General features: G+C 43.8%; 18 protein-coding genes. 9 read left to right on the forward strand and 9 right to left on the reverse strand.

From position 1 onward, the window contains the following. Together Q7V21_RS13910 and Q7V21_RS13915 are read right to left on the reverse strand one after the other, a co-directional pair. Positions 1-2,484, reverse strand: a complete 2,484-nt coding sequence (locus tag Q7V21_RS13910) for an ABC transporter permease (protein WP_304917866.1) — start codon at positions 2,482-2,484, stop codon at positions 1-3. After that, complete coding sequence (locus Q7V21_RS13915) at positions 2,481-3,212, reverse strand: ABC transporter ATP-binding protein (protein ID WP_370654069.1); 732 nt, start codon at positions 3,210-3,212, stop codon at positions 2,481-2,483. The genes Q7V21_RS13910 and Q7V21_RS13915 overlap by 4 nt, the downstream gene beginning before the upstream one ends. Before the next feature lie 28 nt (positions 3,213-3,240). Here Q7V21_RS13915 and Q7V21_RS13920 point away from each other — a divergent pair, with 28 nt between their 5' ends. Together Q7V21_RS13920 and Q7V21_RS13925 are read left to right on the forward strand one after the other, a co-directional pair. After that, a complete protein-coding gene (locus Q7V21_RS13920) occupies positions 3,241-3,882 on the forward strand; it encodes an arylesterase (protein ID WP_304917867.1) in 642 nt (213 codons plus the stop codon). Between the two features lie 112 nt (positions 3,883-3,994). Then, complete coding sequence (locus Q7V21_RS13925) at positions 3,995-4,657, forward strand: HAD family phosphatase (RefSeq protein WP_304917868.1); 663 nt, start codon at positions 3,995-3,997, stop codon at positions 4,655-4,657. Between the two features lie 32 nt (positions 4,658-4,689). Here the strand turns inward: Q7V21_RS13925 and Q7V21_RS13930 are convergent, their stop codons facing one another. The 5 genes from Q7V21_RS13930 to Q7V21_RS13950 form a co-directional block, all read right to left on the reverse strand. Beyond that, positions 4,690-5,811, reverse strand: a complete 1,122-nt coding sequence (locus Q7V21_RS13930) for an ABC transporter permease (RefSeq protein WP_304917869.1) — start codon at positions 5,809-5,811, stop codon at positions 4,690-4,692. A gap of 1 nt (position 5,812) precedes the next feature. Further along, positions 5,813-8,593 (reverse strand): ribosome-associated ATPase/putative transporter RbbA, encoded by a 2,781-nt coding sequence (gene rbbA, locus Q7V21_RS13935; protein ID WP_370654070.1) that lies wholly within the window; start codon positions 8,591-8,593, stop codon positions 5,813-5,815. Continuing rightward, entirely contained in the window at positions 8,593-9,666 is a 1,074-nt protein-coding gene (locus Q7V21_RS13940) for an HlyD family secretion protein (RefSeq protein ID WP_304917870.1), read from the reverse strand. Before Q7V21_RS13940 ends, rbbA begins: the two co-directional genes overlap by 1 nt. Positions 9,667-9,916: 250 nt before the next feature. Then, positions 9,917-10,225, reverse strand: coding sequence for a hypothetical protein (locus tag Q7V21_RS13945; RefSeq protein WP_304917871.1), 309 nt, complete (start codon positions 10,223-10,225; stop codon positions 9,917-9,919). Between the two features lie 135 nt (positions 10,226-10,360). After that, a complete protein-coding gene (locus Q7V21_RS13950) occupies positions 10,361-10,702 on the reverse strand; it encodes a DUF2845 domain-containing protein (protein WP_304917872.1) in 342 nt (113 codons plus the stop codon). 234 nt (positions 10,703-10,936) lie between these two features. Here Q7V21_RS13950 and Q7V21_RS13955 point away from each other — a divergent pair, with 234 nt between their 5' ends. Next, complete coding sequence (locus Q7V21_RS13955; RefSeq protein WP_304917873.1) at positions 10,937-12,619, forward strand: NAD-dependent malic enzyme; 1,683 nt, start codon at positions 10,937-10,939, stop codon at positions 12,617-12,619. A gap of 68 nt (positions 12,620-12,687) precedes the next feature. Here the strand turns inward: Q7V21_RS13955 and Q7V21_RS13960 are convergent, their stop codons facing one another. Then, the gene (locus Q7V21_RS13960) at positions 12,688-14,907 is read right to left on the reverse strand and encodes a TonB-dependent siderophore receptor (protein ID WP_304917874.1); all 2,220 of its coding nucleotides are present in this window, start codon (positions 14,905-14,907) and stop codon (positions 12,688-12,690) included. Between the two features lie 263 nt (positions 14,908-15,170). Here Q7V21_RS13960 and Q7V21_RS13965 point away from each other — a divergent pair, with 263 nt between their 5' ends. The 4 genes from Q7V21_RS13965 (at position 15,171) to Q7V21_RS13980 (ending at position 18,537) form a co-directional block, all read left to right on the forward strand. After that, the gene (locus tag Q7V21_RS13965; RefSeq protein WP_304917875.1) at positions 15,171-15,446 is read left to right on the forward strand and encodes a cupin domain-containing protein; all 276 of its coding nucleotides are present in this window, start codon (positions 15,171-15,173) and stop codon (positions 15,444-15,446) included. A 117-nt stretch (positions 15,447-15,563) separates the two neighbouring features. Next, complete coding sequence (locus tag Q7V21_RS13970) at positions 15,564-16,094, forward strand: NADPH-dependent FMN reductase (protein ID WP_304917876.1); 531 nt, start codon at positions 15,564-15,566, stop codon at positions 16,092-16,094. Between the two features lie 84 nt (positions 16,095-16,178). Continuing rightward, entirely contained in the window at positions 16,179-16,580 is a 402-nt protein-coding gene (locus tag Q7V21_RS13975) for a helix-turn-helix domain-containing protein (protein WP_304917877.1), read from the forward strand. A gap of 343 nt (positions 16,581-16,923) precedes the next feature. Then, positions 16,924-18,537, forward strand: coding sequence for a methyl-accepting chemotaxis protein (locus Q7V21_RS13980; protein ID WP_304917878.1), 1,614 nt, complete (start codon positions 16,924-16,926; stop codon positions 18,535-18,537). Positions 18,538-18,587: 50 nt separating this feature from the next. On the opposite strand, the gene Q7V21_RS13985 is transcribed toward Q7V21_RS13980, so the two are convergent. After that, on the reverse strand, positions 18,588-19,553 hold the full coding sequence (locus Q7V21_RS13985; protein ID WP_304917879.1) for a DUF3080 family protein: 966 nt from the start codon (positions 19,551-19,553) through the stop codon (positions 18,588-18,590). Positions 19,554-19,759: 206 nt separating this feature from the next. Here Q7V21_RS13985 and Q7V21_RS13990 point away from each other — a divergent pair, with 206 nt between their 5' ends. Both Q7V21_RS13990 and Q7V21_RS13995 read left to right on the forward strand, forming a co-directional pair. After that, on the forward strand, positions 19,760-20,767 hold the full coding sequence (locus tag Q7V21_RS13990; protein WP_304917880.1) for a sensor domain-containing diguanylate cyclase: 1,008 nt from the start codon (positions 19,760-19,762) through the stop codon (positions 20,765-20,767). Between the two features lie 102 nt (positions 20,768-20,869). Continuing rightward, positions 20,870-21,898, forward strand: a complete 1,029-nt coding sequence (locus tag Q7V21_RS13995; RefSeq protein WP_304917881.1) for an acyltransferase — start codon at positions 20,870-20,872, stop codon at positions 21,896-21,898. The last annotated feature ends 264 nt before the right edge of the window (positions 21,899-22,162 follow it).

Raw genomic sequence — 22,162 nt, forward strand, 5'->3', positions numbered from 1 at the left:
TTATTCCAACCTTCGAAGCAACAACATCGGAGAAACGGTTAACACCGGCGTTAATTGCCAGCGTCCTAATATGGCCAGAATAACGGCGCTGATAAAAGGCATGCTTAATATTACAGGCCAATGCCAGCGGAATTCGCCGTCAAACATACGATATTGCAAAGCCCATACTGCCATTTCGGCGGCTAACACACCCAGAATTCCTGCTAAAAAGCCAATCAAGGCAAATTCCCACATTGTTGCGCTAACCAGTAATCGTTGCTGGCCTCCCAGAGTTCGTAATAATGCACCCTCACGTTGACGCTCTGACATCGTGGCACTGACAACTGCCACCATTACCGCAATCGCCGCCAATAAAATCATCAACAATATTGCTTCAACAGCCTGAGTTACCTGGCGGATAATTTGCTGAATACGTTCGATAATATGATCGATTTCCAGCACGGAAATGGTGGGGAACTGCCGTACAAAATCATTGAGTAACGGTTTATCCTGCTCAGCAAGATAAAAGCTGGTTAGTGAAGTACTGGGAAGCCCATCTATCGCGCCATTAGGTGGAAAGATAAGGAAAAAGTTGGGTCGCATACTGTCCCATTGCACACTGCGAATACTGGTGATGGTGGCGGTGACTTTTTCAGCCCCTACCGTAAAGCCCAGTTCATCTCCCACTCCAACACCCAAAGACTCGGCTAATGACTGCTCAATCGAGAGGCCTTTTGTCTCTCCCGTTTCAAACCATTGACCGGCAACAATTTGATTGTCCTCTGGATAGGAATCGGAAATCGTCAGGTTCAATTCGCGGCGCAGTTCATCATCATCTTTGTTTAAAGCCACTTCGACTGCTGGCTGGCTATTTATCTCGGTTAGCCTGCCTCGGATAATCGGATATAACGGACTACGGTTTATCTGATGTTGGTCAAAAAATGCCTCAACCTCATCCACCGATTCGGGTGCGATATTTAATAGAAAATGGTTTGGTGCATCTTCAGGCAGTTGATCCTGCCAGTCAGCTAACAAGGACGAGCGCACCAAAATTAATGTGGCGGCCAACATAATGGTCATGGCAAAAACGGACATCTGCGATAAAGTGGCATTGCGATGTCGGTACAAGGCAATTACCGCCAATCGCCAACTGCCCCTGCCTGCCGGAAATCTGCGTAATAACCAGATAAGCCCGGCCCCTGCAATCGCTAATGAAACAACCAGTACGATAACTGCTGCAAGCAATGCCAGCACCAGTTTGATATCGCTGACGTATACCCATAACAAACCAAAAATCACCAACACTGCCAACAGCAAATCCTTAACTAAAGCTGAGGTATCGTTGGTTGGCAGACTGCGGAAAACCCGCATTGCTGGGGTATTGCGTAAACGATTGATGGGCGGATAGGCAAAAGCAAATAAGGCGACTAATGCGGTTAAAATGGCAGGCCAAAGTTGCCAGAAATCCACTTCAAACTGCAGCGGCTGGTCCATCAATTGTGCAGTCATAGAGGCCAATAAAAAAGCTGCTGGTATAGCAAGCATTAAGCCTATCAACGTAGAAATCAGCCCCCAAACAACCAGTCGCGATATATAGAGTTTGCGAATGCATTTACCGGTTAATCCCATGGTTTTCAATAAGGCCACACGATCTCGCTGACTGAGGGCATATTGTCTGCTGGCAACCGCAATCGCCACTACGGCCAGTAATACGGCAAGACTGCCTCCAAGTAACAGGAAACCTTCGGCTTTATCCAGCGACTCACCCAGGGTTTCCCCTTGCCGGACATTTATCCAACGATAATTTTCGGTTAACTGCGGTTCTAACCAGGCTTCAAAATCTGCTATTGCAGAGGAATTTCCGGCAAACAGTCCGCGATGGCGAACCCGACTACCCGGCTGGATAACTTCAGTTGCTGCAACATCATCAACATGCATCATCACCCTGGGCGCGAGATCAGACAGCCGGAAGCCACCATCAGGTTCGCGCACAATAACACCCGCGACAGTAAGTGTGGTTGCCCCCACTTCCAGTGGGTCACCGGGATGCAGATCCAATAAACGCATTAAGCGTGGATTTAGCCAGACTTCTCCTGGTTTTGGACCGGAGGTGATGGTTTGTCGGGGTTTATCCAAATCGGCCTGCCATTCAAGCTCACCACGTAATGGATAGGTATTATCAACCGCTTTAATTGCCACCAGCTGAAACTGTGTTTCATTAGAGACCATGGTGCCGAATTCCACCATTCGCCCCACTTCCAGGCCCTGATTAATGGCTTCTGCATACCAGGCTTCCGGAATAGCTTCGTTAGTTCGGCTGTTTAACTGGCGATCCGCCGCCAAAAAGCCACTGGCCGATGTCGTTAATGTGCGCTGCAAATGATCGGCAAAAGCATTAATCGTTGCTACTGTAGCAACAGCAATAATCATCGCCACCAACATCACTTTAACGTTTCGCTCGCGTAAATCCTGGCTGAACGAAATCACTTTGCTGGTCACACTCATACAGATGTCACCGTTAAATTGTCAGATTGTTTCTCCTGTAATACGCCAGCTTCGATAATAAAATGACGCTGACAACGATCTGCAAGTTGTTGATCATGTGTAACCATCACCAGTGTTGTGCCCTGCTCACGATTCAACGTCATTAATAACTCGGTGATAGCCTCGCCGGTGCGGGTATCCAGATTTCCGGTAGGTTCATCGGCAAATAACACCTGTGGATCCACCGCAAAAGCTCTGGCAATGGCGACACGTTGCTGTTCGCCTCCTGATAATTGCCGCGGTGTATGGTGCATCCGCTCTCCCAGGCCAACTCGCTCAAGCAAGCTTTCAGCTTTAGTTTTTGCATCAGGTAAGCCTGCTAACTCTATGGGGAGCATGACATTTTCAATCGCTGACAATGTCGGTAATAACTGAAAAGATTGAAACACAAAACCAACCCGCTGTGATCGCAAACTGGCACGTTCATCTTCCGATAACGCACTGATAAGATGTCCATCAAGATGCACACTGCCACTGGTGGGTAAATCCAGTCCGGCCAGCAAACCCAGTAAAGTCGTTTTACCGGAACCGGAACGACCAACGATGGCTGCTGACTCTCCTTTAACAATATTGAGATTGACCTGCTGTAGAATCGACAGAGAATCAGTGCCCAAATCAACAGAATGCGACAGATTTTGTACCTGAATCATGAAGTCGTTTGATGGATTTGGTTGTCTATCAGTGGGCATGTTTCCCTCACAAAATTAATTGGCGGTTATGAAAACCTTATTAGCTACAAAGACATTATTCATTTATTTGTTGTTTGTTCTGTTCAGCTTTCAGCTGCAAGCGGCCGAACCACAACGGAAAAACCTGTTAATTGTCGGCGACAGCCTCAGTGCTGCCTATGGCATCGACAGTGATGCCGCCTGGGTTGAATTACTAAAAGATCGTCTTGAACAGGAAACACCCGGAACCTGGAATGTTGCCAATGCCAGTATCAGTGGTGAAACAACCGACGGTGGTTTACGCAGATTACCCGAGTTACTGGAAAAACATGATCCTGCCATTGTCGTCATTGAATTAGGCGGTAATGATGGTTTACGTGGTTTTCCACCCGATGTTATTCGCAACAATTTAGCCAGAATGATTGAATTATCACAACAGCATAAGGCAGAAGTATTACTGGTTGGCATTGAAATTCCACCCAACTATGGTCCACGTTATACCACTGCGTTTGCTAATGTTTATTCAAGTCTGGCCGAACAATATAATCTCGCATTCCTGCCTTTTTTCCTTGCCGAAGTTTATGATGGCGAGGCAATGATGCAGGCAGATGGAATTCACCCGACAGCAAAGGCCCAACCTCAATTACTAGACAATATCTGGTCGGAGTTATTAACGCTGCTCGAACAGTAACGCAATGCTCTGCTACCAAACGTTTATCTGACTCTTTTATTGTTAAAATGTTGCCTGATGACTGATTTAAATATGTCTCTTCTCCTTTTTAAAAATGTTGATTGCCAAGCCCATGATTAAAGCTGTGATTTTTGATATGGACGGTGTGATTGTCGATTCCGAGCAAATCTGGGATGACGCAGAAAAACATGTTTTTTCCAGTTACGGTATTGATATTACCGAAGCGGATCAACTGAATACACGTAATATGAACATGCGGCAGGTATCAGAGTACTGGTCACTGAAAGCTCAAAACCCTTTCTCCCTTGAAGCAGCTGAACAGCAAGTTATTCAGCAAGTTTGCCAACAGATTCAAAAACGCCCTCTAGCCATGCAAGGTGCTCTGAATCTTCTCCAGCAGATCCATGGCATGGATTTTCCTATTGGTCTTGCCACCAATGCACCCAAACCAGTTTGTCATACTGTGTTGCAATGCCTGGAAATCGAAGCTTATTTCACCTCAATTCAAACTGCCGATGACGTAACAAACACCAAACCACATCCGGAAATTTATTTAAAAAGTGCTGATAATTTACAGGTAGCACCAGAGCACTGTCTGGTGTTTGAAGACTCACCAACTGGCGTTAGAGCGGCGCATGCTGCAGGTATGCACGTTATTTACGTTAATCCGATCCGGGCTGCTGATTATGTAATCAACACTATGACAAGAACCACTTTTCAATCGCTCATGCAATTTAATATTGATGAAATTGAGTCTTTATCATTGTGCCAGTAAATACGATTTATCAGCCTGGTGATCAACAAACCCTAGGCCATGGAAGCAATAGTTTTTCGGAAGCGACTTAACGATAAACCGAACAACACAGCACCCAGCAGAATTAAACTGAGAAATTGTGGCCAAACTTCACTTATCCCGGCACCACGATAAAGAATCGATTGGGCCAGCATCACAAAGTGGGTATTGGGAGCCAATAACATAATGTGCTGAATAATATCCGGCATGCTTTCGCGGGGTGTGGTGCCGCCGGATAACACTTGCAAAGGCAACAGAATCAGTACCATTAACAAACCGAATTGTGGCATTGATCGGGCGATGGTACCGAGAAAAATACCTAAGGACGTTGTGGCAAACAAATGCAGCAATGTCCCAAACAAAAACAGCCATACTGAACCATGCAGCGGCACCGCCAACCAGACTTGCACCACCAACCATAACGATAATGCCGTAGCGACCAAGACCACTAATGCCATCGACCAGACTTTGCTGGCCATAATTTCAAACGGTGTGACCGGCATAACCAGCAAATGTTCAACGGTGCCATGTTCACGCTCTCTGATAAGCGCTGCACCGGTCAAAATAATCGACAACATGGTGATGTTATTGATGACCTGCATAACAGCCCCGAACCACTGACTATTCAGTTCAGTATTAAATTTAGCCCGTAATACCAAATCCACCGGGGTTACGCTGGCTTGGCGATGACGTTCAACAAACGCCGTGATTTCACCACTGACTATTGATTGTACATAGCTGTTACCGGTAAAAGCCTGCCCCATCCGGGTGGCATCGATATTCAATTGAATAACGGGTTGATGTCCGGCCAGTAGATCTCGCTGGAAATTGGACGGAATATGCAAAGCAAAGGTATCAATGCCCATATCCATGCGTGCATCAACTTCATGTTGATCAATCAGCTCCGGTGGTTTGAAATACGGCGGATAAAAAGCATCCACGATGCGCATCGATAACGGCGATCGATCATCATCAACAATCGCTATCGGTGCATTATTCAACGAATCAATCATCGCTGTCGCAGCGGTATAAACCGACAAACTGAATGCATAAACAATAAAAATCATTAACACCGGATCACGCCACAGACTGCGCAGCTCTTTAATCCCCAGATGCAGAATATTGGTGATGGCCATCTCAGCTATCCTGCTTTTTTAACAGCATCACACCGATAACCAGTAACACTGGGGCAGCAATAAACAACGCATTAAAGGCCGGCTGTAATTCAGCATAAGACAACCCTTTGGAAAAAACCCCACGCGAAATCGTCAAAAAATGCGTAGCGGGATAAACCTCACCGATCCATCTTCCTACGCCTTGCATTGAAGACACCGGATCAATCATGCCAGAAAACTGCACCGCCGGGACCAGTGTTAAAAGTGCTGTGCCAAATAAAGCCGCAATCTGACTGCGGGTAAACGCTGAAATCAATAAACCCAGTGAAGTCGCACAAAAAACATACAGCAATGCAGCAAACGCTAGAGTGAGAAAACTGCCGGTAAACGGTACCTGAAATATCAACACCGCGAACAGCACCAGCAACACAAAATTTAACATTCCCAGTGCAATATACGGGAGTTGTTTACCCAGCAGAAATTCCAACCGACTGACTGGCGTGACATACAGATTCACAATCGAACCCAGCTCTTTTTCACGTACCACTGAAAGCGCCGTCAACATTGATAAAATCAGCATCAGTAATAATGGAATCATCGCCGGTACGATTGCCACCAGACTTTTTACATCCGGGTTATAACGGAAGCGTGTTTCTATGGTGGCAGGTTGGGCAATAACAGCTGAGCCAAGTATTTCTCTCGATTTGGTGGTAAGCCAATGACTGTGCATTCCCTGCACATAGCCGCGAATATTCTCACCACGAGTCGGCATCGAACCATCAATCCAGGCACCAATCTCAACCGTTTGTCCCCGCGCCAGATCCCGAGCAAAACCATAAGGGATTTCAATTGCCAGACTTATTTCACCCGACAGCATTCGCTGCTCTATTTCAGCATGACTGTACAATTCAGCTTGTTCGATAAAATAACGGGATCCGGATAAATTTAATCTGTAATCTCGGCTGGTGGCAGATTGATCGGCATCCAATACCGCAAATTTCAGATCTTCCACGTCCATATTGATGCCATAACCCACCACAAACATCAGCAATAATGTGCCGATCATTGCTAAGGTCAGGCGTATTGGATCCCTCAGTAATTCAAGCGTTTCACGTCGACTGTAACTGTATAGACGACGCAGGCTGAAGCCATTGATTTGACTGGCTGATTTATGGCTATTGACGGAGTCACTCACCGCCGTTTCAACCACATCGTCGGTAATGGGTTGCTGAATCTCGTGACGTAAAACTTCTTCCTGCAGATATTCGACAAACGCGTCTTCCAGAGAAGCCGTCTGTTTGGAATTTTTTAAATTATCCGGGGTATCGGTCACCAATACCCGACCCGCATGCATCAATGAAATCCGGTCACAACGCTCTGCTTCATTCATAAAATGAGTTGATATGAAAATGGTCACGCCATCCTGTCGCGCTAAATCCACCATGATCTGCCAGAACGCATCGCGGGCAATCGGATCAACTCCTGAAGTCGGTTCATCAAGAATAAGCATTTCCGGCCCATGAATCATCGCCACAGCAAGGGATAAGCGCTGTCTTTGTCCTAACGGTAACGCATCCGGCAAACTATCCAGCACAGTTTCAAGTTCAAAGCGTTTAGCCATTTCCAGGATTCGGGCAGCAATTTTCTCTGCCGGTAGTTTGAATAAGCGTGCATGCAGATCCAGATTCTGTCTGACCGTGAGTTCGCCATACAACGAGAACGATTGCGTCATATAACCAACCCGTTGCCGAATACTCAGATCATGCGGATCAATAGCCTTACCAAATAACTTAGCCTGACCTTCCGTGGCGGCTAACAATCCGGTCAGCATTTTCATCGTCGTGGTTTTACCGCAACCGTTGGAACCCAGAAAGCCAAAAATCTCGCCCCGTGGAATACGAAAACTCACTTTATCTACAGCAGTGAAATGACCAAAGCGCATTGTCAGCCCATCGGCCTCAATGGCAAATTCATCTTGCGTCGTTACATTACGTGGTGGGATCACTACGGGTTTATGGCGATCTCGCTGTTCTTCCGGCAATAAGGCAATAAACGCTGATTCCAGAGAATTGGTTGATGTCTGTTGAAGAATCTGTTCTGGCGTGCCGGTGGCTAATACGTGTCCCTGATTGATGGCGACCAACCAGTCAAAATCCGCCGCTTCTTCCATATAAGCTGTGGCAACTAAAACGCTCATGGTGGGATTTTCACTGCGAATGCGATTAATTAAAGTCCAGAATTGACGTCTCGATAACGGGTCCACCCCGGTAGTTGGTTCATCCAGAATCAACAAATCCGGATCATGAATTAATGCACAGCATAACCCCAGTTTTTGCTTCATCCCGCCGGATAATTTACCTGCTGGCCGGTCTGCAAAATCTGTCAAACCAGTAGCATCGAGTAACTGGCTGATACGTTGTTCACGCTCCACACGATCCTGACCAAATAAGCGCCCGAAAAAATCGACATTTTCAAAAACAGAAAGTGTGTGATAAAGATTTTTGCCCAGTCCTTGTGGCATATAGGCAATCCGTGGACAAACCGTCTGACGATGCTGCTTATTACGCATATCACCGCCCAGCACTTCAACATCGCCATGTTGAATGGCATGAGCACCAGATATCAGTGAAAACAAACTGGATTTGCCGACCCCATCGGGGCCGATGATGCCAACCATCACACCGGCAGGAACTGTCAGGGTCAGATTATTTAACGCAACGGTTTTGCCATAACGAAGACTGACATTGTTTAGCATCGCGACCGGGTGCTGCATGCTAATCTCCGGCAATGGTGCCACAGACATCAAGGGATCCTCACCGCCAGATGTTCTGGCCAATCTCCTTGTACATCTTCAAGAATAAAGGCCATGCCGGGTAAGCCAGTTTTTACTCTGAGAATATTCGCATCCAGCAGATCTTTGGGAATTTGAGCCCGCACTCGAAACATCAGTTTTTCCCGTTCACTGGCTGTTTCAACGGTCTTTGGAGTGAACTGAGCGACATCTGCAACAAATGATACGTTAGCTGGAAAAACATAATTGGGCGCTGCATCGAGAATAATTCTAACCTCAGTACCTAACGCTAAACGACCGGCTTTGCTTGTGGGCAGGAAAAAGGTCATATACACATCGCGCAAATCAACCAGATTCAAAACTCGCCCACCAGCAGCAATCACTTCGCCTGGTTGAGCAATACGATATTGAACTCTGCCATCCCTAACGGCTTTAAGTTCGCTGTCAGTGATATCAGCCTGAATACGATCAATGCTCGCCTGTGCGCCTAATAAAGCCGATTCGGCTCCCGCCATTTGAGCTCTGGCAGTCACAATTGCTGCATCCGCTGCTGCAACTTGTGCTTTTGAGGCACTGACAGCAGCAATGGCGCTTTGCTGCCTGGCAAAATCATCATCCGATTCCTGCTGTGAGGTTGCCCCGCGTCCCGCTAATGAAGATGATCGTTCATAGCGCTTGCGAGCAACATTGAGTTCCGCTTCACGTTGGGCCACCAGGGCTAAAGCGGCTTGCCTTTCAGCCTCTCGTTGTACTAATTGACTGTTGGCAATGGCAACAGAACTTTCTGCCTGATGAAATAATGCCTGTGCTTCCCGCAATTGAGCCATCAGGTTTTCTGTATCCATCCTGGCGACTACCTGACCTGCGGTTACAAACTCACCTTCATCAACCAGAATATCCTGGATACGGCCAGCTGTTTTGGCAGCCACATCAAGCTCCGTGGCTTCAATCCGGCCATTACCGTAAACCAAACCTGCATAGGGATCCGGAGCCAGATATAAACGCCACAGTAAGAATACCGACAGAGCAATAATTACCAGAACAATTGCGGCACGAAGCCAATGAGTATTTCGGGTGGTTGGCATCCGTATAAATCCTTATAAAATCAGACCAGCTAAACAGCTTAAAACCAATGATTAACACACGGGATTAATGGACGTTTCTCTCGATGAGCCAGACATGTGAAGAGCTATCAGTAAAATATTAATTCCACGTATTAAGCTTTATATATACACACGTGCAGTGTACGGTATAAACGCGGGAATAAACGAGTAGAATTCGTTTTATCGTGTCGCTTTTGATTCAGATCAAATGGCAACGTTGAAACGGGATCACTCAGGGTTGATGTTGCTCACAGCCTTCGAAAACCTGTTGTTCAACAAGTTCTTCTGGTAAATCATCTGGAAAGGTATAGGCGAGATTAATCGCCAGATCGACCACCCGTAAAAACTCTGCATTAGCAAATTCAGGACGTAATGTCTGCTCGACTTCCTGTTTGGACTTTCCGGATTGTTTGTGATGATAATAATCACCAGTGAGATTGGCGATAAGCTCACACTGTTTATTGTTTTCCATCTCCTCTGCACTAACAGGCAGACTCAATGAGGCTAATACGGCTAATATCAAAATCATCTGTGTTTTCATCAGCATCTCTGGCATTTATGTATGTGCAAGCAAACATACGACTATTAATTAAACCGTAAAAATCCGCCATTAATGCAGATATCCAAACAAAAAAACGGCCTGTAAAGACCGTTTATTTTTATTTGTTGGTAACGCTTATGGCTGTGGTGTATTAAATATTTTTACAATTTTGTCATTCTTGATGATGACGTGGGTTTCCTGTTTTTCGACAATACGATAAAGCCATTTTTCAAACTGATCATTTTCCTGCTCTGAATCAGCGACTTTACGCAGCACGGGGCGAGTATGCACACTGATAAATGCCGGTTCCCAGTATTGTCCACAAATAGCTTTAATATCATCAGTACTCATGCCAATGGTAATGCTATTGGCACCGCAGGCCATGCTGCTCTCGTGCGAAGAAGAATTTCCGGCAAAAGCCGATGCAGAAACTAGCAATGTCGCCATTGACACTGAAATAAGAGATGTTAAAGACATGATTTTCCTCGCAAAGTTGACGCTGGTCTCAGTTAAATTCGTGACAATATGCGACTTAAACAGGCTGTTCGTCAACAGCTAAGTATTTAAATTGGCAAATTTTTTTGATTTATTAGTAAATTTCGATCTGCGTATAAGCCAATACGTCTGCTTATAGGCCAATAACATTTGAATTTAGATGCTGAGTGATGTTTATACTGGTCATCACTTTTCATAATTCGGAATGTTATTGAAATGTCGTCCAGACCTATATATATCCCTTATGCTGGCCCCGCACTGTTAGCAACTTCGTTACTCAATAAAGGAACAGCATTCAGTGAGTCCGAGCGACAGCAATTTAATCTGAAAGGATTGATACCTCAACGTTTTGAGACCATTGAACAACAAGCAGAACGTGCCTATCAGCAATATTCCAGTTTTATTGAACCGATTAACAAGCACATCTATCTGCGGACTATCCAGGACAACAACGAAACCTTGTTTTATTACCTGCTCGAGCATCATCTGCAGGAAATGATGCCGATCATTTACACCCCCACAGTAGGCGATGCCTGCGAACGTTTTTCACAAATCTATCGTCGTGCCAGAGGCTTGTTTATTTCTTATCCCGATAGGCACCATATTGATGAAATTCTGCTCAATGCCACCAAACGCAATGTCAAAGTCATTGTAATAACGGATGGCAGTCGAATCCTTGGTTTGGGTGATCAAGGCGTCGGTGGTATGGGTATACCGATTGGTAAATTATCTTTATATACCGTTTGTGGTGGCATCAGTCCGGCTTATACCCTGCCCATCATGCTGGATGTCGGCACAGACAATGCCGAGCTACTGAACAATCCTCAATATATTGGTTGGCAACATCCTCGAATTGATGCTCAGCAATACGATGAATTTATGGACTTGTTTATTAGCGCCATCAAAAAACGCTGGCCCAATGCGCTAGTGCAATTTGAAGATTTTGAACAACGCAAAGCACTGCCGTTACTCAACCGTTATCGCGATGAACTCTGTTGTTTTAATGATGATATTCAGGGAACGGCGGCGGTTACTGTCGGCTCATTATTGGCTGCCTGTCGTGCCAAACAGCAAACGCTTTCCGAGCAAACCATTGTATTTGTCGGGGCCGGATCTGCGGGTTGTGGTATTGCTGAACAAATCGTTGCCCAGATGATAACAGAAGGCACCAGTGAAGTCGCTGCCCGGCAACGGATTTTTATGATTGATCGACCAGGTCTACTGACGCAATCATTACCGGGATTACCTGAGTTTCAGCAAAAGCTAGCCCAACTGGATCTGGTTTGTGCTGACTGGAAGGTTTCCGGTATTAATGCCAATCTCGCGGAAGTGATTGAAAATGCTCGTCCAACGGTATTAATTGGTGTTTCCGGCCAGGCAGGTATCTTTACCGAAGCAATAATCAAATCGATGTATTCACACTGTCCGAAACCCATCATTTTTCCGTTGAGCAATCCATCTAAACAAATAGAAGCTCATCCTCAACAGCTCATTGAATGGACAGACGGAAATGCTCTTATCGCTACCGGCAGTCCATTTATGCCTGTTGTATACAATCAAAAGCTTTATCCCATCGCGCAATGCAATAACAGTTATATCTTCCCCGGGTTAGGCCTGGCAGTTGTAGCCGCCAAGATAGAACGAATCACCGATGATATGCTGATGGCAGCAAGTGAAATACTGGCAAGCGCCTCACCAATGGCTACAGTTGGTCACCAGGAACTTCTCCCGGCTCTGACAGAAACTGCCGAACTCAGCAAAAAAATTGCCTTTGCCGTTGCCAGACTTGCTCAGCAAAACCAATTAGCACCGGAAATGACCGAAGCAGCACTTGTTCAGGCTATTGAAGATAACTTCTGGAAACCACGCTACCGTGATTACCAACGGGTGAATGTTTAATTAACACGCATAAAAAAACGGCTGGCAGTGAGAAACTGCCAGCCGTTTCTACGAATTGGTATTTAAATTTAGAAATCCATTGTCGCGGTTAATGTGACCGTTCTTGGTCCTCCGGCCACCAGATATCCCGAACCTTCAAACCCGCCCACTGAAGCCCAATAATCTCTATCAAATACGTTGTTTATTCTGGCTCGCAATGTCAGATCTTTACCATTTACCTGCATCAGATAGCGTGTTCCAATATCAAGACGCGTCCAACTTGGGACTTTCAACTCATTTGCAGCATCGGCATAGCTTGAACCTGTGTAGACCACACGACCATCAATAGCTAAACCATCAACATATGGCAGCTCCCATTCTGCACCAATATTCGCCTGAAACTCAGGAACACCAATAACCCTATTACCATCAATAGCGCTATTACCGGTTTTTTTCTGTTCAGTGTCCAGCCAGGTTAAACCACCGATTAATTTAATATCATCTGTTGCTAAACCAAATACTGTCAGTTCAATACCTTGATGTTCATCTTCACCTGATGTGGTGAAACGAGGAGCTGAGGGATCTGAAAGATCAGTATATGAACGAGGTTTATCCGTAGTGAAATAAGCCAAACCATAGCCCAGGTAATCAGAGTCATATTTCAAACCAATTTCTTTTTGCACGGCAACATATGGGCTTTGTTGCTGACCACCGTTTGTTATATCAACGGTTGCACCATCAATATTGACGGTTAATGGAGCAGTATCACCCTGGCGCAGATTTTCAACGTAGTTGCCATAGATAGACCAATTATCTGTGAGTCTGTAAACCAAACCTAAAACCGGCGTATTTTCACTTTTATCGTAGCCAGTTCTGACTCCTGTATTGTATGCAATATCTGTCACTTCAATTGATTGACGTCGAATTCCAAGCGTTAACAAAAGCTGTTCATTAAATAGCGATAGCGTATCGCCAATTGCAAAACTGGTTAATTCAGTCCGGCCATTTAAAGAAGGCGACGATAAATCATTACCCACAAATGCGCTGCCACTAATGGCTGGTCGGCTGTATGAAACAGGGTGATACAGATTAGTATTAAAGCTATTAAAGAAATCCATCACGTAGGCATTTTTCTTTTCCGCTTCAAAATAAGAAGCCGAAACAACCCATTCGTGGCCAACACTACCTGTATTTAAAAATCCGCGTAAACCGACTTCACCGGTATTAACTCTGTCTTCACGAGTATTATCAAAACGATAAGCTGTGCCAGAACCTGTGTCGGCATTATTCACTGTGAGGTTTGCCAGCGAGTTTTTTTCCTCACTACGGCGAATACCATAGGCAGCCCAGACAGTAGTCGTCTCGGTCAGGTCGTATTCTCCTCGCAAAGTTCCAAACAAATCTTCTTCATTAGAATAAGACCACGGTTGTGCCCAGTTACTTGAGGAATCAGGGGCTGATGGAATCTTATTCACACCAGACAAACTGACATTAGTACGCGTTTCATCCAACTGGTTATTCTGATAACCAATATCCGCTGACAGGCGCGCTCTTTCTCCGCGCCAGTCAAGACCAACTGAGAATAAACCAAGTTTTGCCTGTTCATCATCGATGGCAGTGCCACCATCGCGATAAGCTGCATTCATCCTAACCCCGAATTGCTTATCTTCACCGAAACGTCTGGCAATATCTGCAGAAACAAGTCCTTGCTGGCCGTGTTCTGTTCCCACAGTAATTCGATTTAGCGGTTCATTAGGCGCACGTTTTGGCAATAAATTAATATTGCCACCAATACCACCACCACTTGGCGCAGCACCGTTAAGAAATGCTGAAGCACCACGTAAAACTTCGACGCGCTCAAACAGTTCTGTTGCAATATATTGTCGGGGCAAAAGCGAATATAACCCGTTATAAGCCACATCGTCAGAGCTCAGAATAAAGCCGCGAATAAAGTAGGATTCCTGAAAGTTTCCAAATCCTCTTGCCACCCTCACTGAAGGATCATTCTGTAAAACATCCCCTACACTTCGTGCCTGACGATCCTGAATAAACTCATTGGTATAAGCCGTGATACTGAAAGGGCTATCTAAATGCTCAAGTGTGCCCAGAATACCAGCCCTGCCCCCCACTGCGACTTGACCACCACTGTGTGCTGGAGATAAACCTTCGGCAGAAGCATCTGCACTGGCTGTGACCGTAATTGATTCAAGTTCTGCCGAATCATTTTCCATTTCAGCGGCACTAACCGAATGTATTGCCAGTAACGCTAAACTTATTGATATCGCTAATGGTGATAATTTTGTTCGCATGAATTTTCTCCAGCCCAAAATAAATAAAATGATATGTTACGCCGAGGAAATACAACAGTAAATACAAATCGTTTTCATTTAGATGATTAAGCACGCATCACAAAAAAGCAAACCAATACAATCAAGATTTAACTGTTAAGGTTTGTTATTATTTGCCGGTCAAATACTGACATGTCGCTGTGTTATTGGGCATGGTCGACGAGAAAAGCAATCGGTTTGTCGCATGACAACCATGATCCATACTTTTAAACATCAGGATTTTTATGCCAGAGATTATTATTGAAAAAAACCCGAGCCAAGCACGTTTGCAAGAATTAGGCGTGTCTGGTTGGGAAATTTGGGATTGCCCAGTCACCGAATTCCGTCTGGATTTTGATGAAACTGAAAAAGCCTACATTCTGGAAGGCGAAATTGTTGTCACCCCAGATGGCGGTCAACCAGTCACTATCGTTCCTGGTGATTATGTGATTTTCCCAACAGGCTTAAAAAGCATGTGGCAAGTCACTAAACAGCTGAAAAAACACTACAGCTACGATTAGTAAGCATATTAAAAGGCATCCTCGGATGCCTTTTTTTTTCACTTTTTTTCAGTATGCTCAACTTTATAACAATAGTTCATGTCTCTCACTACAGTGCACACTAATAATGGAGTCCATATGAAAGTAATTGCCTTTGCAGCCAGCAGCAGTAAAGAATCTATCAACAAACAACTTGTTACCTACGCGGCAAGTCTGATCGACGATGCTGATGTAGAAGTGTTGGATTTAAATGATTACGAATTGCCATTATTCAGTGTTGATATTGAAAAAGATCTCGGCCAGCCCGCTCTGGCTCAAGCTTTTCTGGCTAAATTGGGTAGTGCGGATGCATTGGTTATCTCTTTTGCTGAGCATAATGGAAATTATTCCGCTGCTTGGAAGAATCTGTTTGACTGGTGTACGCGGATCGAACAAAAAATCTTCCAGAAAAAACCGACCATTTTGCTTTCGACCTCGCCAGGTGAACGCGGCGGAGCAACTGTTATGGATATAGCAGTCAATTCTCTGCCACGCTTTGCAGCAGAAATAAAAGGTAGTATGTCGCTTCCCTCTTTTTATGATAATTTTGATGTTGATAGCGGGCGTATTGTCCACACTGAGTTTGACAAGCAACTGCGTCAAACGATGGTTCAATTGACTTCAGCTTGAGTTGTCACAATTTAGAAATATAGTTGCAGTATTGTTGAAATATTTATCGATAAGATAATTGCTAATCTATTCTGAGGATCTCGCATGAACGACTCGGCAGCAGTGTTGGAATTAAAGAAAAAAGACCAAAAACAGCTTCGTAAAATCAGCGAACAAACCTCGGTGAATAGTCCACGAGCCAAGGCCCTGTTGCTTTTATCTGAAGGTACAACTCCGGATGAAGCGGCTGAACAGTCGACATTGAGTTTAGGGCAGGTTCGATACTGGTTAGGTCGTTATCGGGCAACAGGTATCGATTGTTTCCCTGATGAAATTGATGCTGAATCTAAACCTAATACCAAGCTCAAAAAATCCGAGTCAAAAAAAGCCAAAAAGGCCGATAAAAAAGACAAAGCTAAAAAGGCCGATAAAAAAGACAAAGCTAAAAAGATCGATAAAAAGAAAGATAAGGCCAAAAAACTAAAAAAATCCAAATCAAAAAAATGAGCTTTTAATATAAGTCCCACTTAGTTTTTGGGTACTTGCAAATTCATTCGATATTATTTTGCTAAGTGGTGAATTCACCAAGAACATTTAAAAACTTGCATTTCCTATATTGCCAGGAATGGCACGCTTTACTCTCCCCGATCAGTTAAGTTTTCTTTAACCTCAATCATTTTAGATATTCAAAATATGTCTATTTGTTTGCGTTTTAATTTCTAAAGCATAAATTTCCGGCTAAAGATTTTTTATATTCAGTCGACAACCATGCTGTACAACAGTAAAGATGATTTTGTTATTAACAAAAGCAGCTAAAACTTGAACTTTGCTACATTGGGATGATTTAAAGATGAATATACATAGCATTCGCACGAAAAGCTCTTTACCGGTATTGGTCATGGGGTTGACCATTATCATTGTCATCTCAATGTTTTGGTGGATGATGTCGTTACAGGATCGTCTTATCGAGGTTCAGGCACGAAATTTTATGCCGGCCAGTGAAGTTATTCTCAATGCTGATCGTGATCTTTACCAGGCAAAATTAGCTCAGCTCAATATTATTTCTGAACGCTCTGATAGTGCAAAACAAGAAGCAGATCGTCTGGAAAATATCCAGCAAGTTGCTGATCGTTATGCTGAGTATCGAGAGTATTTGAAAGCCTATCCAGAAATAATTGGCGATTCTGCTATATTCGATAAGGCTTATCAAGAATGGGTAACATCTTCTAATGCCTTAGTTGATGCTTTCCATAAGAATCAATCATTGAGCAGCCTTGAATCCATAGAAGACCAGGAGTTCGCTGAATTACGGGATATTTTGGATAAGTCTGGTGAAGCAGTTATTACAGGCTTTGAAGTAATTGAAGAACAACTAGCTGCTGAAATTCGTACCAAGATGACGATTACATTTATTGCTGTTGGTATTGTGTTGCTAATAGCCATTGCGTTCAGTTATCTCATCCCCAAAAAACTCACAGATGATATTAATTATTTAGTAAAACGGATAAACGAAATTGCCTCCGGTGATGGCGACTTAACCGCCAGAATTGATGTTTCATCAAAAGATGAATTCGGTAACCTAGCAATGGCATTTAATGTGTTTGTCACCAATTTGCAGGATCTGATTAAAAATATTCTCGCCCAGGTTGCGAACCTAGGTAATCTCACTGCCAGCTTGTCTGATGCTTCAGTTCACACCAAAAGCATCAATCAAAATCTAAATTTATCCACTGAGTCGATTGTCAGTGCTGTTCATGAAATGACACTGGCTAATAAAGAAATGGCTCAGGTAGCAACCAACTCTGCTTCCGAGGCTGATAAAACAGCAGGTTTGGCTGATCGTGGTATGGCAGTTGTCAGAAGTTCTAATGAAAAAATTTCTGCTTTAATACGCAATATGGATTTGGTATTGAATTCATCTCAAGAACTGGAAGCCAACTCAAACAACATCGTTTCAGTGCTGGAAGTTATTCGTGGTGTGGCGGAGCAAACCAATTTGCTAGCCTTAAATGCCGCTATTGAAGCAGCACGTGCCGGTGAACATGGTCGTGGTTTTGCTGTGGTTGCCGATGAAGTCAGAACCTTGGCGACTCGAACTCAACAAAGCACCAATGACATAGATAAGATCATCCAAAAATTACAGTTATCGGTCACCTCTTCTTCCAAAGCTATTTCAGAAGGAAAAGTAAATGCCGATGAAACCGCCAATACATTTGTTGAGGCGGATGCCGTATTTAATGAAATTCAACAGTCTTCAACTCGCGTAAATGATATGGCGACACAAACGGCGCAAGCCACAGAAGAGCAAACCTGTGTTGCCGAAGAAATCAGTAAAAACCTGCATGGTTTAAATCAACAGACAGAATCCGCCAGTGAAGTTGCTGAAACCGGTGAAGAGTTAGCGCAGGAAATCAGACACTTTTCTGACAACATGAAACAAATGATGGGCCGCTTTAAAGTTTAGGGTCTATTTATCTTTCATAGCCGCCTTTGTTATGACTGAAATCACTTCAATCAAGCAGCGGGTCGCAGACCACATTGTTCGAGCAAATCTTGCCAGGCCTCTGTGTGTTCTTTGACCCGCTGTTGATACATGCCCCAGAGACTCGTCTCGCTAGTGGTTTGAAGACTTTGTGAATAATAGGGCTGAAATGATTCCGGCATAACTTGCTGCTGAATTTGCGCCAATTCAGATAACGGTTCAAATAACTGCCCGCTGGCACGATTGACTTGAGCTATATACGGCTGAACTTTTCCAATATAAACACTAAAGAACATCGACTCGACAATCCTCGCCTGGTTATTGGGTTTGCCTTGTGAACATAAAGGTTGCTGCTGAATCCGCTGCAGCAAGATCTGTGTGGCATCATCAAGACGGGTGACCAGCAACCTTGCGCTATTATGTAATTGACCTGCCCGACTTCCATATTGCCAGCGTTGCTGAATCTCTCCGAGATAGGACAGATCTGCAGAATAATCACCGGTTAATATTTTTCCAATAACATCGTTCAAGTAGTCAATATCAGTACTGTATTTTGATATTTCGTGTTGGCTTTGTTCGGGCTGATAAAGCCCGTTTGAAAGGCTCATAAGCTGGGCTATTTCATCTGTTCCCCAGGTGGCATTCCAGATAACCCTTGGTAAATTTTGCTGTTTTTCTTCAATGGCTTTGGCAACTTTTTGTCGTAATGAGTCATTATCAATTTCAGGTAAACATTCCCGGGCAGCTTCGATAAAACGTACCTCATATCGCAAGCTGTTTAATGGCTGCATAACTCGCCCTAAAATTGCATTTTTTTCGCCCACCACAAATTGCAGTTCACAGCCATACAGTTTTAAAAAATCGAGCATATTTATATCAGATTCGGGGATGGATAAGCTGCGCTCACGCGCTCTTGGTATTCTCTCTATGGCAACCAAGCCAGAATAATTTGCTTCAACATCAAGTACATTGGCTAAACGTTTCACATATTCATCCATTAACGTTTCCGGTTTAGCCAATGGGTCGCAAGCGCTCAGCAAAAACACGAAATGTATTAGAAAAATAATTCGATAACGTATTAGCATTTTGTGTGGATTGATAACCTTTAATATGTCACATGGGCTTGAGACACTATAAATAGGTTGAGGACTCGTTTTAAATTTATTGTATGCTCGTAGGCAGTTTCACAATAAGGATCAACTCCTTGAAAAATAGAGCGGATATGTCCCATCCAATCGTCAGCAATGATTACTTTCAGCAATGGCAGGATCTGATTGATCTGTTTGCTGAATTTATGGAAGTGCCTGTCGTGTTGCTGACGCATGTGAATGAAAGTGACGAACTCGCAGTAATGGTTAAAAACCGTTCAACAGAAAATCCTTATCAAATTAATCAACAATTTCAACTTACGGATTCAGATACCTATTGCGAATATGTTATTCGTCAGCAACAAACGCTGTTTGTCGCCAATGCAAATGAAAATCCACAATGGAAAGATAAATACGATCACAGTTTAGGTATGGTCAATTATCTCGGTGTACCTGTTATCTGGCCGAATGGAGACCCATTTGGAACATTATGCGTGCTGGATACCAAAACCCATTATTACAGTGAACTGCAAATTAAGATGATGGTGCAGCTACGCAATATCTTTGAAGCCAACCTGGATATTCTGGAAAAGAATTTCGAATTGGAAGAAGTAGCAAAAACACTGGAATATTTAGCCAATACCGATGACTTAACCGGTCTGTGGAATCGCCGGGCATTTATTGCCCAGGCAGAAACCGAGCTACAACGCACATCACGTCATAATCGAACCTTGTGTCTGCTGATGTTTGATATTGATGACTTTAAACGGATAAATGACTTACATGGTCATAATACAGGCGATGAAGCTATCAAATTATTCAGCGAATGCATTATGCAGTCTAAGCGCTCTTACGATATTTTTGGTCGAATCGGTGGTGAAGAATTCGCCATGATTTTACCGGAAACTGAATTGGCTTCTGCCTTGACCTTAGCGGAGCGTATGCGTGAGTGTGTTGAAACACTATCACTGCCGCTGGTCAGTGGTGAGAACGTTAAATTTACTGTCAGCATCGGGCTGACGGAATATTGTGAACAAGATGATGGTATTTTTGCTCTGCTCAGTCGCGCCGATAGAAATCTTTACATTGCCAAACATAAAGGCAAAAACTGTGTTGTTGCCTAATTTTTCTCAAACAATACTAATTCCTGTTTTTATAGCCTATGTTAAGACTGAGTTAATTATCAGGCGTTATACTCGTTAGCACTTTTACAGCAGGAGCGATGTATGACACCGGCCACAAACCGGCTTCAAGCACTTGATGCATTAAGAGGCATAGCAGCTTTAGGCGTAGTTCTTTTTCATTATCTACCTTATTACAACGAACTATACGGTCATGGCTTTACCCCGCCAGGTTTTCTCGAATTTGGTCGTTACGGGGTACATCTATTCTTTATGCTAAGTGGTTTTGTTATTTTCATGACATTGGAACGTACTGAAAATGCAGCCAAGTTCGCATTAGCACGTGCGTTTCGTCTATTACCCGCGTTGTGGGTTGGCATTATTCTTACCTTCCTCTCTGTGCAGGCACTGGGCCCAGATGACCGAGCCGTGCCTTTAAGTTCGGCATTATTAAACTTTACCTTGTTACATAGTTACCTTAATCATGCGCATGTTGATGGTGCTTATTGGAGTTTGGTGATTGAGGTGACGTTTTACGCCTGGATGGCTATCCTGTTTTATACATTAAAAAACTGGCAACAATTACGCACAGTGTTATTTGGCTGGATAATCTTGAGTTATATAGGTGTGATTAATCTGGAAAGTTTATCCCCTGCACTTTCGTTTATTGCCACGGACTTATTATTTACCAGTTATGCTCCATTATTTATCAGCGGAATATTGTTATATCGCTGGCATAAGATTGGTAGTTTGGCTGCAGTCGAAGTTTTCTTCCTTGCGTTATCGATGAGTCACGCGATTATCGCCTACCCGGCTCCTTTTAATATCTTTGTTTTAAGCTGTTATGCCGTATTTGGGTTGGCAATAAGCGGCTACCTGAACTTTATCGTCAACAAAGCCACTTTGTGGCTGGGCAGCCTGTCGTATTCCTTGTATCTGGTACATCAAAATATCGGTTACGGCATCATAGACCACAGTTATGCTTATGGTTTATCTGGTTTGACCGGGGTTGTTATTGCGCTTGCAGCGTCTTTTATATTGGCAACATTGATGCATTATTATGTCGAAAAACCGGCATTACGATGGTTTCGTGAAAGACGTCAAAAATCACCACCATTGCCTGCTACAAATTAAGCAGATCGTTTTGAAAATGCTTGTTAATGCTTAATTTAAGCCTGATAGCTTTGCTATTGAGGGTAATATTGTGATTATTACTAAAATAAGCTTTGACGTTTACAAATAATCTCTATATAGTCGATTGTGCTTGCAAGTACGACAGATATTTGTTTTCAAGTTCGATGTTTCCGCTTTAATGTTAGATCCAAAGAGTACTCGTCCTGTTTTCAAAATACCCGCTCCACTTACAGCATACCCGCCCGATTTAGGGCATTTTTAGAT

Source organism: Methylophaga sp. (genome assembly GCF_030651745.1).

Excerpts from the sequence above, each read along its gene's own strand:
- Q7V21_RS13910 (WP_304917866.1), bottom strand. The coding sequence starts at position 2,484 with ATGAGTGTGACCAGCAAAGTGATTTCGTTCAGCCAGGATTTACGCGAG.
- Q7V21_RS13915 (WP_370654069.1), bottom strand. The coding sequence starts at position 3,212 with ATGCCCACTGATAGACAACCAAATCCATCAAACGACTTCATGATTCAG.
- Q7V21_RS13920 (WP_304917867.1), top strand. The coding sequence starts at position 3,241 with ATGAAAACCTTATTAGCTACAAAGACATTATTCATTTATTTGTTGTTT.
- Q7V21_RS13925 (WP_304917868.1), top strand. The coding sequence starts at position 3,995 with ATGATTAAAGCTGTGATTTTTGATATGGACGGTGTGATTGTCGATTCC.
- Q7V21_RS13930 (WP_304917869.1), bottom strand. The coding sequence starts at position 5,811 with ATGGCCATCACCAATATTCTGCATCTGGGGATTAAAGAGCTGCGCAGT.
- rbbA (WP_370654070.1), bottom strand. The coding sequence starts at position 8,593 with ATGTCTGTGGCACCATTGCCGGAGATTAGCATGCAGCACCCGGTCGCG.
- Q7V21_RS13940 (WP_304917870.1), bottom strand. The coding sequence starts at position 9,666 with ATGCCAACCACCCGAAATACTCATTGGCTTCGTGCCGCAATTGTTCTG.
- Q7V21_RS13945 (WP_304917871.1), bottom strand. The coding sequence starts at position 10,225 with ATGAAAACACAGATGATTTTGATATTAGCCGTATTAGCCTCATTGAGT.
- Q7V21_RS13950 (WP_304917872.1), bottom strand. The coding sequence starts at position 10,702 with ATGTCTTTAACATCTCTTATTTCAGTGTCAATGGCGACATTGCTAGTT.
- Q7V21_RS13955 (WP_304917873.1), top strand. The coding sequence starts at position 10,937 with ATGTCGTCCAGACCTATATATATCCCTTATGCTGGCCCCGCACTGTTA.
- Q7V21_RS13960 (WP_304917874.1), bottom strand. The coding sequence starts at position 14,907 with ATGCGAACAAAATTATCACCATTAGCGATATCAATAAGTTTAGCGTTA.
- Q7V21_RS13965 (WP_304917875.1), top strand. The coding sequence starts at position 15,171 with ATGCCAGAGATTATTATTGAAAAAAACCCGAGCCAAGCACGTTTGCAA.
- Q7V21_RS13970 (WP_304917876.1), top strand. The coding sequence starts at position 15,564 with ATGAAAGTAATTGCCTTTGCAGCCAGCAGCAGTAAAGAATCTATCAAC.
- Q7V21_RS13975 (WP_304917877.1), top strand. The coding sequence starts at position 16,179 with ATGAACGACTCGGCAGCAGTGTTGGAATTAAAGAAAAAAGACCAAAAA.
- Q7V21_RS13980 (WP_304917878.1), top strand. The coding sequence starts at position 16,924 with ATGAATATACATAGCATTCGCACGAAAAGCTCTTTACCGGTATTGGTC.
- Q7V21_RS13985 (WP_304917879.1), bottom strand. The coding sequence starts at position 19,553 with ATGGATGAATATGTGAAACGTTTAGCCAATGTACTTGATGTTGAAGCA.
- Q7V21_RS13995 (WP_304917881.1), top strand. The coding sequence starts at position 20,870 with ATGACACCGGCCACAAACCGGCTTCAAGCACTTGATGCATTAAGAGGC.